The organism is Streptomyces sp. NPDC101776 (genome assembly GCF_044766845.1).
Taxonomy (GTDB): Bacteria; Actinomycetota; Actinomycetes; order Streptomycetales; family Streptomycetaceae; genus Streptomyces.
This window is the reverse complement of the sequence record NZ_JBIWMV010000002.1, coordinates 650,197-664,425: the sequence shown is the minus strand read 5'-3', so window position 1 is coordinate 664,425 and position 14,229 is coordinate 650,197. Positions and strand designations below refer to the sequence as shown.

The window sequence follows — 14,229 nt, the reverse complement described above, 5'->3', positions numbered from 1 at the left end:
CGCATGATAAATCGCCCGGCCGTGCCGCGTCCGGCACAATGAAGTCATGACCGAGCGAAAGCCACCGGGTGTGTCCTTCGAGTCCTGGGTCGACAAGCAGATCCGCGACGCCGAGCGGGCCGGAGAGTTCGCCCAACTCCCGGGCGCGGGCAAGCCGTTGCCGTCCGGCTCCGACACGACGTACGACGAACTGTGGTGGATCAAGCAGAAGATGGCCCGCGAGGGCATCTCCGTGCTGCCGCCGACCCTGGCCCTGCGCAAAGAGGCCGAGGACGCCCTGGCTGCGGCGTACTCGGCCCCTTCGGAACGGATCGCACGGCAGATCATCACCGAAGTCAACGTGAAGATCCGCGACATGATGTTCAAGCCGCCGCCGGGTCCCCCACTGGGGATGAAGCCGTACGACGTGGAAGAGGTCGTACGGGAGTGGCGGGACCGGCGGGAGCGCCGGACGGTCGACGGGTCAGAGGTGTAGCAGCCGCTCCGTCAGCTCGCGGTAGTCCCGCAGGGCCAGGCGGAGTTGCTCGGTGTCGTCGGAGCCCTTGGACTCCCAGGAGCCGTGCAGGGTGGCGCGGCGCTTGGTCACGGCCTCCGTGAAGCGGGCGGCGACCTCCTCCAGTACGTGGTCGGCCTCCTCCACGGCCGAGCGGGGCTCGTCCACGAACCCGGTGACCGCGTGCTGCAGCCGCAGGTTGAACTTGTCGCTCTCGTCGTGCGGCAGGAGGCTGCCGTTCTCGGCGCCCTGCGCGAGATGCCGGCCGTTGCCGGGGGCGGGCTCGGGGGCGTGCACGGGGCGGTCGGCGGTTCGGTCGGTGGTGCGGTCGGTGGTTCGATCGGTACCGGCCGTGGACTCGCGCGGGGAGGTCGTCGTCGGGTCGCCCGCGCGGGGGGTCGGGATCGCGCTGCCGGTTTCGCGGGGCGAGGTGGTCGACGACGGGGACGACGGGGACGACGTCAATGGCGTCGAGGCGGTCGCGGTCCTGTCGGTGGTCCTACCGTCGGTGGTCCTACCGTCGGTCGTCTTGCCGTCAGCGGTCCTGCTGTCCGCGGTCCTGTCGGTCGTCTCCTTGCGGTCGACGCGCCCCGCGTTCTTGTTCTCGTTCGTGCCGTCGTTCCTGCTGTCGTTCTTCGTGTCGTTCTTACCGTCGTCCCTGCCGTCGTTCGTGCTGTCGCCTGTCGGCCGTATCGCGTCGGTCATAGAGCTCAACTCCCCTTCAGTGCCTGCTTGTTGAATGCGCCGATCGAGTGGCGGCCGCCACGTCCTTGGCCGTTGCCGCCACGGCTGCCGTCACTCACCAGGTCGTCGAAGAGGGCGCGGGCCTCAAGCATGGCCTCACGCATCTCCTCGGTGCCGGCCTGGCTCTCCGGTGTGCCGTTCGTGCGGGTGGTGACGACGCGGTGCACGCGCCGGTAGCCGTGGACGTGGGCCGCGTGGTGCACGGACAGCGCGTCGAACTGCTTCTCGTACTCGGCGACATCGGGGAAGCCCCGGGCGCCGGCGACCTCGCCGAGCAACTGGTCGACGTCGGTCAGGGCCTCGCGGGGCGAGTCGACGAAGAGTTCCTGCGCGGCGGCCCAACGGGCCTGGAACCGCTCACGGTCCGCGGGCTCCAGCGGCTGCTCGCGCAGCGAACCGTGCGCCTGGACGCGCTCGCCGAGCTCGCGCTCGGCGGCCTTCGTGTCGCCGTCGTGCCGGGCCACGGTCCGGTCGTACTCCGGACCGAAGCGGCGCTTCAGACCCGAGCCGCCGGTCGCGCCTCGGGCACGCAGCGCCAGGGCGGCCGGGGCAGCGACCACGCCGACCACGATCACGATCAAAACGATGATCACGCCTGTGGACATGAGTGCCTTCCGGGTTCTTGGTCAACCGGCTCTCGTAGTCGGTCGGTTCCCGTACCGGGTTGCCGCAAAGGCCTCCTTCAAACGACGGCCACGACTCCGGGGATTTCGTGGTGCGGGTGTGTCGATTTCGCGGCGGCCCGATCGACGCACCGGTGAGCGCATCAGGGAGCAACGATCGAGGAGGTTGTCATGGGTGAGGTCGTCGCACGGCTGGCCATGTCGTTGGACGGGTACATCGCGGGGCCGGAGTCGGGGCGGGAGCATCCGCTCGGGATCGGCGGGGAGCGGTTGCACGCGTGGGTGTTCGGGCTGCGGAGCTTCCGTCGGATGCAGGGCATGGCGGGCGGGGACACCGGTCCGGACGACGAACTGCTCGCCGAGTGGATCGAGCGGCCGGGGGCGGTGGTCATGGGTCACGGCATGTTCATCACCGGCGAGATCCCGTGGGGCGACGAACCGCCTTTCCACGCACCGGTGTTCGTGGTCACGCACCACCCGCGCGAGTCGGTGGTGAAGAAGGGCGGCACGACGTACCACTTCGTGACCGAAGGCCCGGGACACGCACTGGAGTCGGCCCGCGAGGCCGCCGCAGGCAAGGACGTCTCCCTGGCCGGCGGCGCCGATCTGGTCCAACAGTTCATCCGCGCCGGATGGCTCGACGAACTGCTCCTGCACATCGTGCCCGTGCTCGCGTGCGGCGGACGGCGGCTGTTCGACAACGTGGGCGACCGGCACATCGAGTGGCGGAAGACCCAGGTGCTGGACTCCCCCGAGGTCACCCATATTCGGTTGCGCCGGCTCCCCTCCGGGTCGTGACAATGCCCGCATGACCTGGACGATCGCCCCGGAACCCTTCGACTCCCCCGTGGCCGCCGCACTCTGGCGCGCGTACTACACGGAGGTCAGCGACCGCTGGTACCTGCTCCACGAGGGGCGGCGGACGGAGCCGGAGGAGCTGGAGCGGGAGATCGCCGCCCACACCGGTTCCGAACTCGCCCCGCCCGGCGGCCGGTTGCTGGTGGCCCGGTACGAGGGCACACCGGCCGGCAGCGCGGGCGTACGCCTCCTCGACCCGGCGACCGCCGAGCTGAAGCGGGTCTTCGTTCGCGAGGAGATGCGCGGCCGGGGCGGCGCCCCGAGGCTCGTGACGGCCGCCGAGGAGGCCGCACGCGAGCTGGGAGCAAAGGCGATGATCCTCGACACCCGGCACGACCTGGTGGAGGCCCGCGGCCTGTACACGCGGCTCGGCTACGAGGAGACCGAGCCGCACAACGACGACCAGTACGCGGAACACTGGTTCCGCAAAGGCCTCAACTGACCTTGCCCACCGCCCCGTTGTGCGGCTGCTCCCGATCCGACCCGCACAGCTCGCCGTTCAGCTCCTTCACCAGTCGGATCAGATCCGTCGGCCGGTCCGGGCCCCACCAGTCGCCCAGCGTCTCCGCGAGGGACTCCTCGCGGGCCTGTGACAGCCGTTCGGCCATCTCCCGGCCCTGGTCGGTCAGTTGGAGGTCGAGGCCCTCGCGTACGGCGAGCCGGCGCCCCTCGATCTGGCGGACGGCGGCGAGGATGACGGGCAGCGGCACGGTGCTGCGTTCGGCGAGCACACCCGGCTCCGCCCAGCCGTCCCGCTTGATGCGCAGGAGCAGCCAACTCGCCGCCGGCTGAAGGTCGTAGCCCGCCTTGGTGGTGATGGTCCGGTAGATCTCGCGGCGGCCCTCCCGCGTGCCGAGCACGGACAGCGCGCGGCACACCTCGTCGTAGGAGGAACGCTGGACGGGGTTGCTGGCGAGGGTCTCGGTGACGTCGGGGGCCGTGACCGAGCCGCGCAGCTTGTCCTCCTTGAGGAACCACGCCAGGACGAAGCCGACCACGGCGACGGGGGCGGCGTAGAGGAAGACGTCGGTGATGGAGGAGGCGTAGGCGTGCAGGGCCTCCGGGCGTACGGCGGGCGGGAGTTGGGAGATTCCGCGCGGGTCGGACTCCAGGCCGTCCGGGGTGACGCCGGGCGGGAGCGTGGTGCCCTGGAGGGCGTCGGTGAGTTTGTCGCCGAGGCGGCTCGCGAAGACCGTGCCGAAGATGGCGACGCCGAACGAGGCACCGATGGACCGGAAGAAGGTCGCGCCGGAGGTGGCGACGCCGAGATCCTGGTAGGAGACGGCGTTCTGCACGATCAGCACCAACACCTGCATGACCAGGCCGAGTCCGAGCCCGAAGACGAAGAAGTAGGCGCTCATCTCGCCGGTGGAACTGTTCTCGTCGAGCTGGTGCAGGAGGAGCAGACCTAGGGCGGTGACGCCGGTGCCCGCGATGGGGAACACCTTCCAGCGGCCGGTGCGGCTGACGATCTGGCCGGAGGTGGTGGACGACAGCAGCATGCCGAACACCATCGGCAGCATGTGGACGCCGGACATGGTCGGCGAGATGCCCTGCACGACCTGGAGGAAGGTCGGCAGATAGGTCATCGCGCCGAACATCGCGAAGCCGACGATGAAGCTGATGACGGCGGCGAGGGAGAACGTGCGGACGCGGAAGAGTTTGAGGGGGAGGACCGGTTCGGCGCCGCGTTGTTCTACGGCCACGAACGCCACGATCAGGACCGCGCCGAGCACCGCGAGCCCGATGATCTGCGGTGAACCCCAGCCCCAGGTCATGCCGCCGAGCGAGGCGACGAGGACCAGGCAGGTCGCGACGGCGGCGATGAGGAAGGTGCCGAGGTAGTCGATGACGTGGCGGGTGGACTTGCGCGGGATGTGCAGGGCGGTGGCGATGACGGCGAGCGCGACGACACCGACCGGGAGGTTGATGTAGAAGACCCAGCGCCAGCTCAGATGCTCGGTGAACAGTCCGCCGAGGAGTGGTCCGAGAACACTGGTGGCGCCGAACACGGCGCCGAACAGGCCCTGGTAGCGCCCGCGTTCACGCGGCGAGACGACATCGCCGACGATCGCCATCGACAGCACGATGAGCCCGCCGCCGCCGAGCCCTTGCAGGGCCCGGAAGCCGATCAGCTGGGGCATGTTCTGCGCCGCGCCGCAGAGCGCCGACCCGATCAGGAAGATCACGATCGCGATCTGGAACAGCCTCTTGCGCCCGTACTGGTCGCCGAGTTTGCCCCACAGCGGGGTCGCGGCGGTCGACGCCAGCAGATACGCGGTGACGACCCACGAGAGGTGTTCGAGGCCGCCGAGGTCGCTGACGATCGTCGGCAGCGCGGTCGACACGATGGTCTGGTCGAGGGCGGCGAGCAGCAGCCCGAGGAGCAGCGCCCCGATGGAGACGAGGACGTTGCCGGACACGTGTTCCTGGGCGGCGCTGCCCCGCCGCGGGGGTTCCTCCGGTGGCTGCGCGTCGTGCACATTCCCTGTCATACCGTGCGCATCGCCGGCCATGAAGACCTCCCGAGGCTCTCGTTACACATCCATGGTGATCGGTTTGGTCCGGTACGGCCTGTCGAGTCCGAATGGAAGCTGTCATTCCGGGGGTCGGAGGAGACGGCGTGAAGGAGATCCGCATAACCTCGGGAGTTCTGACGGGGAGGGACGAACACGTGAACGAGGCGAAGGGGCACATATGCCCGCAGTGCGGGGCACCCCGGGCGGCCGACGGCTCCCCGTCCTGCGCCTGCACCCAACGGGCGTCCGACGCGCTGCGTGACGCGCGCACGGCGGAGGCGGCAGCGGCGGAGGACTTCGACCCGTTGCGGATCAGGCCGTATGTGGAGCTGGAGGGGGACCCGCAGGAGCGGACGCCGCCGGCCGCACCGGCTGGGCCCGAGGGTGAGACACAGCGGCTGCCGGCGGTGGAGGAGACGATGCCGCTGCGCGCGGTGCCGCCGTTGCCGCCCTTGCCGTCCGCCATGGCGGAGACCTCGCTGCTCCCGACCCCGAACGCGACCGACCTGAGCCTGTTCGAGGGAGGGGGTGGCGACGGGGACGCCCCGGAACCGCCCACGGACGCCGACTCCCCGCGCCGCCACCGCCGTACCGTCCTCCTCGCCGTCGCGGGGGCGGTCGTCGCGGTGGCGGTGGTGGCCGGTTTCGCGAGCGGCATGTTCTCGTACCAGACGCCGTCCCGGGACGAGGCGGCTCCCCAGGACGTACGGGCGAGCGTCCCGACCGTGTCGAGGAGCGCGGCGCCGGTGACGCCGTCCACGAGCGGCTCCACGTCCGCACAGCCGACGTCGGCGTCCCCGACCCCGACGCTCAGCGAGACCCCGTCACCGACGGCGTCCTCGTCCCCGTCCGCCACGGCGTCGAGGTCCACGAACCCGACCCCGACCCCGACGGCGACCACCACCACGTCGAGCGCCGCCGCCACGGACCGCCAGGGCGGCAGCAGCCCCGCCGCGGTCCTCCAACGCGGCGACGAAGGCCCCGAGGTCTCCGAACTCCAGCTCCGCCTGGCCCAGTTGAACCTCTACACCGGCCCCGACAACGGCATCTTCGACAAGCAGGTACAGACCTCGGTACGCACATACCAACTCGCCCGCGGCATCCAGACGGACGGGCTGGGGGTGTACGGGGCGGCCACGCGAGCACGGCTGGAATCGGAGACGACGGAACCGTGACGCTGCGCCGGCTGGGGCGAGTCCCAGAACACCGGGACCGAAGGACACCTGAGCCCGAGGAGATCCGTCAGCCCACCCGCAGCCGAATCCCCCCGCCCCCCAAGTCCTCCACCCGCACCTCACGCAGATCCCGCACCACCACGTCCGCCCGGTGATACCCGGCCTGCGGCCCGACCCCCACGACGCGCATCCCCGCCGCGCGCCCCGCCGCGATGCCCGCGCCGGAGTCCTCGAAGACGATGCAGTCGGCCGGGGCGATGCCCAGTTCGGCGGCGCCCTTCAGGAAGCCCTCGGGGTCGGGCTTGCTGGCGCCGACGGACTCGGCGGTGATGCGGATCTCCGGCAGCTCCAGGCCGGCCGCAGCCATCCGTGCCGTGGACAGGGCCACGTCCGCCGAGGTGACCAGTGCGTGCGGCAGGCCCCGTAGGGACGCGAGGAACTCCGGTGCGCCCGGGATCGGGACGACGCCCTCGACGTCGGCGGTCTCCTCGGCGAGCATGCGGGCGTTCTCGGTGTGGTTCTGCTCCATGGGGCGGCTGGGCAGGAGGAGCGCCATCGACGCGTACCCCTGCCTGCCGTGCACGACCTTCATGACCTCGTCCGCTTCCAGCCCGTGCCGGTCGGACCAGCGCCGCCAGATCCGCTCGACGACGGCGTGCGAGTCGACGAGGGTGCCGTCCATGTCCAGCAGGAGTGCGCGGGCGGTGAGCACGGTCGTGGCCGTCATCGGCAGGCTCCAAGGAACGGGAGAGGCATACGAACGGGACAGGCATACGCGGGCCGGCCCGGTCGATCCGGCCCGCCCCCGGAGGGACAAGGTGGCCCCGTCCGCCGGTCAGGGGAAACGGACGGGAACCACTTTGTTTCCCTACGGTACAAAATCCGACCGGCATCGCGCCACCGCCCCCGGAAACAGTTCACCCACAGTTCAGCTCGCGCGCGCCCGCCCGGACCGCACACTCACCCGGCCCGTCACACCCATCACGCCGGCTCAACCCGCTCAACCCGCCACCGCCTCCCACAGGCTCCACGCCCCCAGCGCCAGCATCAGCACCGCCGCGATCTGCGTGATCAACTTCAGCGGCACCCGCTTCATCAGCGCCTTTCCGCCCACGATGCCGAGCCCGGCGACCGCCCACAGCGCCAGCACCGCACCGAGACCGACCGAGAACGGGTCGTCGTAGCGCGCCGCGAGGTTCGCCGTCATGATCTGGGTCAGGTCACCGAACTCCGCGACCAGGATGAGCATGAAACCGGCGCCGGAGACCTTCCAGAAGGACTGGTCCTTCGGCTTGCGGACCTCCTCCTCGTCGTCGCTCTTCTTGAAGAGCAGCACCGCGGCCCCGCCCAGGAAGAGCACCCCGGTCACCGCGGCCACGAGCTGCTGCGGGAGCAGGGTCAGCACGCTGCCCGCCGCCACCGCCAGCACGACATGGAGAAGGAACGCGGCGGCGACGCCGACGAAGACGTACGAGGCGCGATAGCGGGTGCCGAGGACGAGTCCCGCGAGCGCGGTCTTGTCGGGGAGTTCGGCGAGAAAGACGACGCCGAAGACGAGCGCCGTCACGCTGATGCTGATCAAGATTCCTCAATCGGTCGGGGCTGCCCCACCGAGAGTGTGTGTGCTGTCCGCGGACACCTCGGCACGGCAGCGCACGCGAAAAACTACTGGTGCACTGCTTTACCGAAGGTCTCGCTGGCCGACCCCGCCGCGTGAACGCGTAGGGCCTGCCTCCGGGCGCCGGCTCAGAACGAGCTGAGCAGTATGTCGACGGTCCGGCGAAGAGCTACTCCCCTTCTGCGCCGTCCACTGTACGCGAGACACGCCCCACCCCACCCGTGAGGAAAGTCTCGCCGCACCCCTTGTTGTGTCATGAACACGTCACTAACTTCTTACCCGACGCACACCTTCCCGCAACACGGCACCGCAAGCATTCCTTCGCTCGCACTCCAACGCCCCCCCCCACTACAAGGGAGTTCGAATGGCTCGCTTCTCGAAGGTCTACGCGCGTCGACGCCTGAGCATACTCGCGGCGTTCACCGGACTCATAGTCTCCGTCGCACTTTTCAACGGCCCGAACGCCTCCGCCGCCCTCCCCACCCCCGTCAGCGCCGCCACCGCCCGCACCTACCTCGCCTCGCTCACCGTGGCGACCGAGGTCCGGACGGGCTACGACCGTGACCTGTTCCCCACCTGGATCACGATCAGCGGCACCTGCAACACCCGTGAGTACGTCCTCAAGCGCGACGGTACGAACGTCGTCACCACCGCCGCCTGCGTCGCGACCAGCGGCAGCTGGTACTCGGTCTACGACGGTGCCACCTGGACCGCCGCCTCCGACCTGGACATCGACCACCTCGTCCCGCTCGCCGAGGCCTGGGACTCCGGTGCCCGCAACTGGACCACCGCCCAGCGCCAGGCCTTCGCCAACGACGTCACCCGGCCGCAGCTGATCGCCGTGACGGACAACGTCAACCAGTCCAAGAGCGACCAGGACCCGGCCGAGTGGATGCCCCCGCTCACCTCGTACGCCTGCACCTACGTGCGTGCCTGGGTCCAGGTGAAGTACTACTACGACCTCTCGGTCGACACCGCCGAGAAGGCCAAGCTGACCTCGGTCCTCAGCGGCTGCTGATCTCACGGGAGTTCTCCCTGGAGATCTAGGCGCCGGCCTCCGTCGTTCCGTACCGTACGGGGCGACGGAGGAAGGTGATCAACCGTGGCCGGACTGCGCCTTGGACCACTGCTTCGCTACGCCGACGGCTCGTCCGCGACCGTATGGGTCGAGGCGAGCCGTCCGTGCACCGCCGAGGTGCGCTGCGCCGACGGCGCCCGGGGCACCGCCCGTACATTCCAAGTGGCGGGCCACCACTACGCGTTGGTGGCGGTGGAGGGCCTCACACCGGGGACCTCGACGCCGTACGACGTGTTCCTGGACGGTGCGCAGGTGTGGCCGCTGCCGGACTCCGCGTTCCCGCCCTCGGTGATCCACACGCCGGACGCCGACGGGACGGTCCGGGTCGCGTTCGGTTCCTGCCGCTGGGCCGCGCCGCCCGCCGACGACCACGACCCGGTGGGCCCGGACGCCCTGGACACGCTGGCCTCGCGCATCGCGCGCGACCCGAAGGGCGAACGGCCGGACGTACTCGTCCTGTTGGGCGACCAGGTGTACGCCGACGAGGTCTCCGACGCGACCCGCCGCTGGCTGTCCGCCCGCCGTGATCTGAGCGAGCCGCCCGGCGGCGAGGTCGCGGACTACGAGGAGTACACGCGCCTCTACTACGAGTCCTGGCTCGACCCCGAGATCAGCTGGCTGCTGTCCACCGTGCCGTCGTGCATGATCTTCGACGACCACGACGTCATCGACGACTGGAACACCTCCGCGGCCTGGCTGGCCGACATGCGGGCCACCCCGTGGTGGCGCGAGCGGCTGCTGAGCGGGCTGATGTCGTACTGGGTGCACCAGCACCTGGGGAACCTCTCCCCCGCCGAACTCGCCGCCGATCCCCTTTACTTGGCGGTCCGTGACACCCCCGACGGCACCGACGAACTCCGTGCCTTCGCCTCCCGCGCCGACGCCGACCCGGCCTGCGTCCGCTGGAGCTACCGGCGCGACTTCGGCCGGGTCCGGCTGCTGATGGTGGACAGCAGGGCGGCCCGCGTCCTCGACGAGCAGCGGCGCGCGATGCTCGACCCCGGCGAGGCCGACTGGCTGCGCACGGAGGCGCTGGCGGACCCCGGTTCCTACGACCACCTCCTCATCGGCACCTCGCTGCCCTGGCTGCTGCCGCATCTGATCCACGACGCCGAGTCCTGGGACGCGGCCCTGTCCCGGGGCGAACGGGGGCCCCGCTGGGCCGAGTTCGGCGAGAAACTGCGCCGGGCGGCCGACCTGGAGCACTGGGCGGCGTTCCCGGAGTCGTTCGAGGAGTTGGCGGGACTGATCGCCGAGGTGGGGTCGGGGGACGACGCGCCGGCGTCGGTGCTCGTGCTGTCGGGGGACGTCCATCACGCGTACGTCGCGGAGCCCAAGTGGCAGACAGGGCAGCCGAGTTCCCGCGTCCTCCAGCTCACCTGCTCCCCCGTCCACAACTCCATCCCCGTGTACATCCGGGTCGGCTTCCGCTTCGGCTGGAGCGCCGTGGCCCGGGGGCTGGGCCGACGGCTCGCCCGGCACGGCCGTTGTCCCCGCCCCTCGGTCAAGTGGCGCAAGAAGGGCGGGCCTTGGTTCGGCAACCAGCTCATGACCCTGACGCTGCACGGCCGTTCGGCCCGGCTGCGGCTGGAGCAGGCGCGGGCGGACGGGACGCTGAAGACCGTGGAGGAGTCCCCGCTCACACCCTCGTGACCTCGGTGCGGGCATGATGAGGCGGGCCGTCCGCTTTCCCGGTGGGCGGTCTGCTCCATTGCGCCCCCACACGCCCGGGAGTCACCCCTTTGTCACCCGTGAACGCGTCCAACGACCGTCCGGCCTGCGTCTCCGTCGCTGTGGTCGGCGCCGGTCCGCGCGGCACCAGCGTCCTGGAACGCCTCTGCGCCTCCGCGCCGGAACTCCTCCCGCCCGGCGCCCGGCTCACCGTCCACGTCGTCGACCCGGCGCCCCCGGGCCCCGGCCGCGTCTGGCGTTCCGCGCAGTCCCCCGAGCTGCTGATGAACACCGTGGCCTCCCAGGTGACCCTCTTCACCGACGCCGGCGTCGACTGCTCGGGCCCGGTCCGCCCCGGCCCCAGCCTGCACGAGTGGGCGCCCGCCGAACTCGGCCCGGACGACTACCCCACCCGCGCCCACTACGGCCGCTATCTGGAGTGGGTGTTCGCCCGCACCGTCCGCGAGGCGCCCGACTCCGTCCGGGTCGCGACCCACCGGGCCCGCGCCGTCCGCCTCGACGACACACCCGACGGCCACCAGGCCCTCACCCTGGACAACGGCCGTACCCTGTCCGCCCTTTCGGCCGTGGTCCTGGCGCAGGGCCACCTCCCGACGGCCGCCGACACCACCCGGCGCCGCCTCGCCGAATACGCCGACGAGCGCGGCCTGCACCACATACCGCCCGCCAACCCGGCCGACGTGGACCTGTCCGTCGTACGCCCCGGCGAACCAGTCCTGTTGCGCGGCCTGGGCCTCAACTTCTTCGACCACACAGCCCTGTTGACGACGGGCAGGGGCGGCCGTTTCGTCCGCGCGAAGTCCGGCGGTCTGCGCTACGTCCCCTCGGGCAAGGAGCCCCGCCTGTACGCCGGTTCACGCCGAGGCATCCCGTACCAGGCGCGCGGCGACAACGCGAAGGGCCCCCACGGCCGCCACACCCCCCACCTCCTCACCCCCGAGGCGATATCCGCCTTCCGCAAACGCGCCGACTCCGGCGAGCCGCCCGAATTCCTCACGGACATATGGCCGTTGGTGGCGAAGGAGGTCGAGACAGTCTACTACACGACTCTGCTACGGCCCTCCCGGCGCCCGGAGTCCACGGAGGCCGCAGTGCTCACGGAGTTCACCGAGCGCTTCCTGGCCGTCCCGCACCGCGATCCCCAAGAGTCCCTGGTCCTCGACGAGTTCGGGGTCGCGGACGCCGACCGCTGGAGCTGGGACCGGCTGTCCCGCCCGTACACGGAACACGCTCTCGCGCACCCGGCGGCCTGGCGGGACTGGCTGCTGTCGTATCTGCGCGAGGACGCCGAGCACGCGGCGCTCGGCAATGTGGACGGCCCGCTCAAGGCGGCCCTGGACGTGCTGCGCGATCTGCGCAACGAACTGCGGCTGGTCGTCGACCACGGGGGCCTCGCGGGCGCCTCCCGCCGGGACCACCTGGACCGCTGGTACACCCCGCTCAACGCGTTCCTGTCCATCGGCCCGCCCCGCCGCCGTATCGAGGAACTGGCCGCGCTGGTGGCGGCGGGCGTGGTGGAGGTGCTCGGGCCCCGGCTGGAGGTGCGGGAGGCGGACGGCGCCTGGGTGGCGCGCTCCCCCGCGGTTCCGGGCTCGGAGGTGCGGGTGACGACCCTCGTCGAGGCGCGGCTGCCCGAGCCGGACGTGCGCCGCACCGCCGACGAACTGCTCGGGCGGCTGCTGAAGACGGGCCGGTGCCGGCCGCACACGGTGGACGGCTACGAGACGGGCGGGCTGGACGTGACGCCGCGCCCGTACCGTCTGATTGACCGTCAAGGAGGCGTCCACGCAAGGCGGTTCGCGTTCGGTGTGCCCACGGAGGGCGTGCACTGGGTGACGGCGGCGGGCGCCCGGCCGGGTGTGGACTCCGTGACGCTGTCGGACGCCGACGCGGTGGCGAGGGCGGTGCTCCGCGAGGTGACGGCGGGGCGGACGCCGGCCGGCGCCCGCCCCTGGACGTATCAGCAGGTCAGGGAGCCCAGCCGAACGGCACGGTGAAGCAGGCGGCGCGGACCCGGCTGCCCGGCATGTCGTGGATCACGACCGAGGACGCCTCGCCCTGCCGGAAGGTCCAGTCGTGCCGGGCGCTCGCCTCGGCGGCGCCGTGCTCGTCGGCCGTGAAGTCGAGCCAGACCTCGTTGTCGGCGGTGGCGGCGGCCGGGTCCGTGGACGGCTTGTGCTGGAAGTGCCCGCCCGCGGCGGCGGGGTCGGCTCCGCACGGCTTCTGGTGCACATGGACGGCGTAGGCGTGCCCCGGCACCATCCCGTCGACCCGGAGCTTCACGGTCGTAGTGCCGCTCACGGCCGTGTGCTGACTCACCTCGATCCACGCGGCGGCGGGCACCAGCTTGTTGTCGTACGTCACCGCCGCCGACGGCACGAGGGCGGCGACCGGCGCGAACCGCGCGTCCGTCCGCATCCAGAAACCGTCCGGGGCACCGGACGCGGCGGCGGTGCCGCCTGTGCCGCTCGCCAGTAGGGCCGCGACGACGGCGCCCGCGCATATGCCTGCCACCATGATGTGTACCGTTCCTCACATTTGGTTGCGCTTGAGTGCGCTTAGAACCCCTTTACGTTGCTACGGGATGCGAGCCCGCCTCGCCCCTCGGGACGGGGCAGCCGGGTGAACACACTGTGCGGATCACACGTGCCCCCCGTGAATCTCCTGTCCCCACCCAGGCGTACGCTGTATGGCTGTCACTGGCCGTCCTTGCCGCGGCCCACGGGGGAGTTCACGGGGAGCTGCGTTGTTCGAGAGTGTGGGGTCGCTGACCGGCAGCCCATGGATCTATGCCATGGTCGCCCTGTCCGTACTCCTTGATGTGTTCCTGCCGGTCCTGCCGAGCGGTGTCCTGGTCATCGCGGCCGCGACGGCGGCGGCAGCGGGCACCGGCGCGGCGGCGGACGCGGTCCCCGTCCCGCACGAGGTGCCCAGCATCCTGGCGCTGATCGCGTGCGCGGCCACGGCGTCCGTCCTGGGCGACCTGGTGGCGTACCGGCTGGCCTGGCTGGGCGGCGAACGCCTCGACCGCGCCATCTCCCGCTCCCGCCGCCTCACCACCGCGCAGGAACGTCTCGGCCAGGCCCTGGCCGGGGGCGGCGGCGCCCTGGTCATCCTGGCCCGCTTCGCCCCCGCCGGCCGCTCGGTCGTCTCCCTCGGCGCGGGCGCCGCCCACCACCGCGCCCGAGACTTCCTCCCCTGGTCGGCCCTCGCGGGCCTGTCCTGGGCGGCCTACAGCGTGGCCCTCGGCTACTTCGGAGCACAGTGGCTGGGCGCGACGTGGCTGGCGACGGGGGTGTCGTTGGTGGCGCTGTTCGGGGCGGGGGCGGGCGCGGCGTTTGTGATGCGACGGCAGCCGGGAGTGGCGGAGGCGACGGCGGCGCCGTAGGGGCTGGGCGGCGGGTGGCTGATGCGGATGCGCCCCTAAGG

14 protein-coding genes are annotated in these 14,229 nt (G+C 71.3%); 8 read left to right on the top strand and 6 right to left on the bottom strand.

Annotated elements, in window-relative coordinates; translation table 11 throughout:
- Positions 1 to 46 precede the first annotated feature (46 nt).
- Positions 47 to 475 carry a DUF1992 domain-containing protein gene (locus ACIRRY_RS08770; RefSeq protein WP_403969419.1) on the top strand — a complete coding sequence of 143 codons (429 nt, stop codon included), beginning with the start codon at positions 47 to 49 and terminating at the stop codon, positions 473 to 475.
- On the opposite strand, the gene ACIRRY_RS08765 is transcribed toward ACIRRY_RS08770, so the two are convergent.
- Together ACIRRY_RS08765 and ACIRRY_RS08760 are read right to left on the bottom strand one after the other, a co-directional pair.
- The gene (locus tag ACIRRY_RS08765) at positions 464 to 1,198 is read right to left on the bottom strand and encodes a hypothetical protein (protein WP_403969416.1); all 735 of its coding nucleotides are present in this window, start codon (positions 1,196 to 1,198) and stop codon (positions 464 to 466) included. The two genes, ACIRRY_RS08770 and ACIRRY_RS08765, sit on opposite strands and share 12 nt — an antisense overlap.
- A 5-nt stretch (positions 1,199 to 1,203) precedes the next feature.
- On the bottom strand, positions 1,204 to 1,842 hold the full coding sequence (locus tag ACIRRY_RS08760; protein WP_403969413.1) for a hypothetical protein: 639 nt from the start codon (positions 1,840 to 1,842) through the stop codon (positions 1,204 to 1,206).
- Positions 1,843 to 2,031: 189 nt separating this feature from the next.
- On the opposite strand from ACIRRY_RS08760, the gene ACIRRY_RS08755 reads away from it, so the two are divergent.
- Together ACIRRY_RS08755 and ACIRRY_RS08750 are read left to right on the top strand one after the other, a co-directional pair.
- On the top strand, positions 2,032 to 2,658 hold the full coding sequence (locus ACIRRY_RS08755) for a dihydrofolate reductase family protein (RefSeq protein ID WP_403969410.1): 627 nt from the start codon (positions 2,032 to 2,034) through the stop codon (positions 2,656 to 2,658).
- 10 nt (positions 2,659 to 2,668) lie between these two features.
- Positions 2,669 to 3,160 (top strand): GNAT family N-acetyltransferase, encoded by a 492-nt coding sequence (locus ACIRRY_RS08750; protein ID WP_403969407.1) that lies wholly within the window; start codon positions 2,669 to 2,671, stop codon positions 3,158 to 3,160.
- Here ACIRRY_RS08750 and ACIRRY_RS08745 read toward each other — a convergent pair.
- Entirely contained in the window at positions 3,153 to 5,234 is a 2,082-nt protein-coding gene (locus ACIRRY_RS08745) for a DHA2 family efflux MFS transporter permease subunit (protein WP_403969405.1), read from the bottom strand. The genes ACIRRY_RS08750 and ACIRRY_RS08745 overlap by 8 nt on opposite strands.
- A gap of 158 nt (positions 5,235 to 5,392) precedes the next feature.
- Between ACIRRY_RS08745 and ACIRRY_RS08740 the strand changes: the two genes are divergently transcribed.
- A complete protein-coding gene (locus ACIRRY_RS08740; RefSeq protein ID WP_403969402.1) occupies positions 5,393 to 6,412 on the top strand; it encodes a peptidoglycan-binding protein in 1,020 nt (339 codons plus the stop codon).
- 67 nt (positions 6,413 to 6,479) lie between these two features.
- On the opposite strand, the gene ACIRRY_RS08735 is transcribed toward ACIRRY_RS08740, so the two are convergent.
- On the bottom strand, positions 6,480 to 7,139 hold the full coding sequence (locus tag ACIRRY_RS08735; protein WP_403969399.1) for an HAD-IA family hydrolase: 660 nt from the start codon (positions 7,137 to 7,139) through the stop codon (positions 6,480 to 6,482).
- A 273-nt stretch (positions 7,140 to 7,412) separates the two neighbouring features.
- Positions 7,413 to 7,994 carry a TMEM165/GDT1 family protein gene (locus ACIRRY_RS08730; RefSeq protein ID WP_403969396.1) on the bottom strand — a complete coding sequence of 194 codons (582 nt, stop codon included), beginning with the start codon at positions 7,992 to 7,994 and terminating at the stop codon, positions 7,413 to 7,415.
- Between the two features lie 400 nt (positions 7,995 to 8,394).
- Between ACIRRY_RS08730 and ACIRRY_RS08725 the strand changes: the two genes are divergently transcribed.
- From ACIRRY_RS08725 to ACIRRY_RS08715, 3 genes are all read left to right on the top strand, one after another.
- The gene (locus ACIRRY_RS08725; protein WP_403969393.1) at positions 8,395 to 9,048 is read left to right on the top strand and encodes an HNH endonuclease family protein; all 654 of its coding nucleotides are present in this window, start codon (positions 8,395 to 8,397) and stop codon (positions 9,046 to 9,048) included.
- Between the two features lie 84 nt (positions 9,049 to 9,132).
- On the top strand, positions 9,133 to 10,761 hold the full coding sequence (locus tag ACIRRY_RS08720) for an alkaline phosphatase D family protein (RefSeq protein ID WP_403969390.1): 1,629 nt from the start codon (positions 9,133 to 9,135) through the stop codon (positions 10,759 to 10,761).
- Between the two features lie 89 nt (positions 10,762 to 10,850).
- Positions 10,851 to 12,797: an FAD/NAD(P)-binding protein gene (locus ACIRRY_RS08715; protein WP_403969387.1), complete on the top strand. Its 1,947-nt coding sequence runs from the start codon at positions 10,851 to 10,853 to the stop codon at positions 12,795 to 12,797.
- Here the strand turns inward: ACIRRY_RS08715 and ACIRRY_RS08710 are convergent.
- Entirely contained in the window at positions 12,769 to 13,317 is a 549-nt protein-coding gene (locus ACIRRY_RS08710; protein ID WP_403969382.1) for a superoxide dismutase family protein, read from the bottom strand. The genes ACIRRY_RS08715 and ACIRRY_RS08710 overlap by 29 nt on opposite strands.
- Before the next feature lie 229 nt (positions 13,318 to 13,546).
- Between ACIRRY_RS08710 and ACIRRY_RS08705 the strand changes: the two genes are divergently transcribed.
- Entirely contained in the window at positions 13,547 to 14,188 is a 642-nt protein-coding gene (locus ACIRRY_RS08705; protein ID WP_403969380.1) for a DedA family protein, read from the top strand.
- Positions 14,189 to 14,229 lie beyond the last annotated feature (41 nt).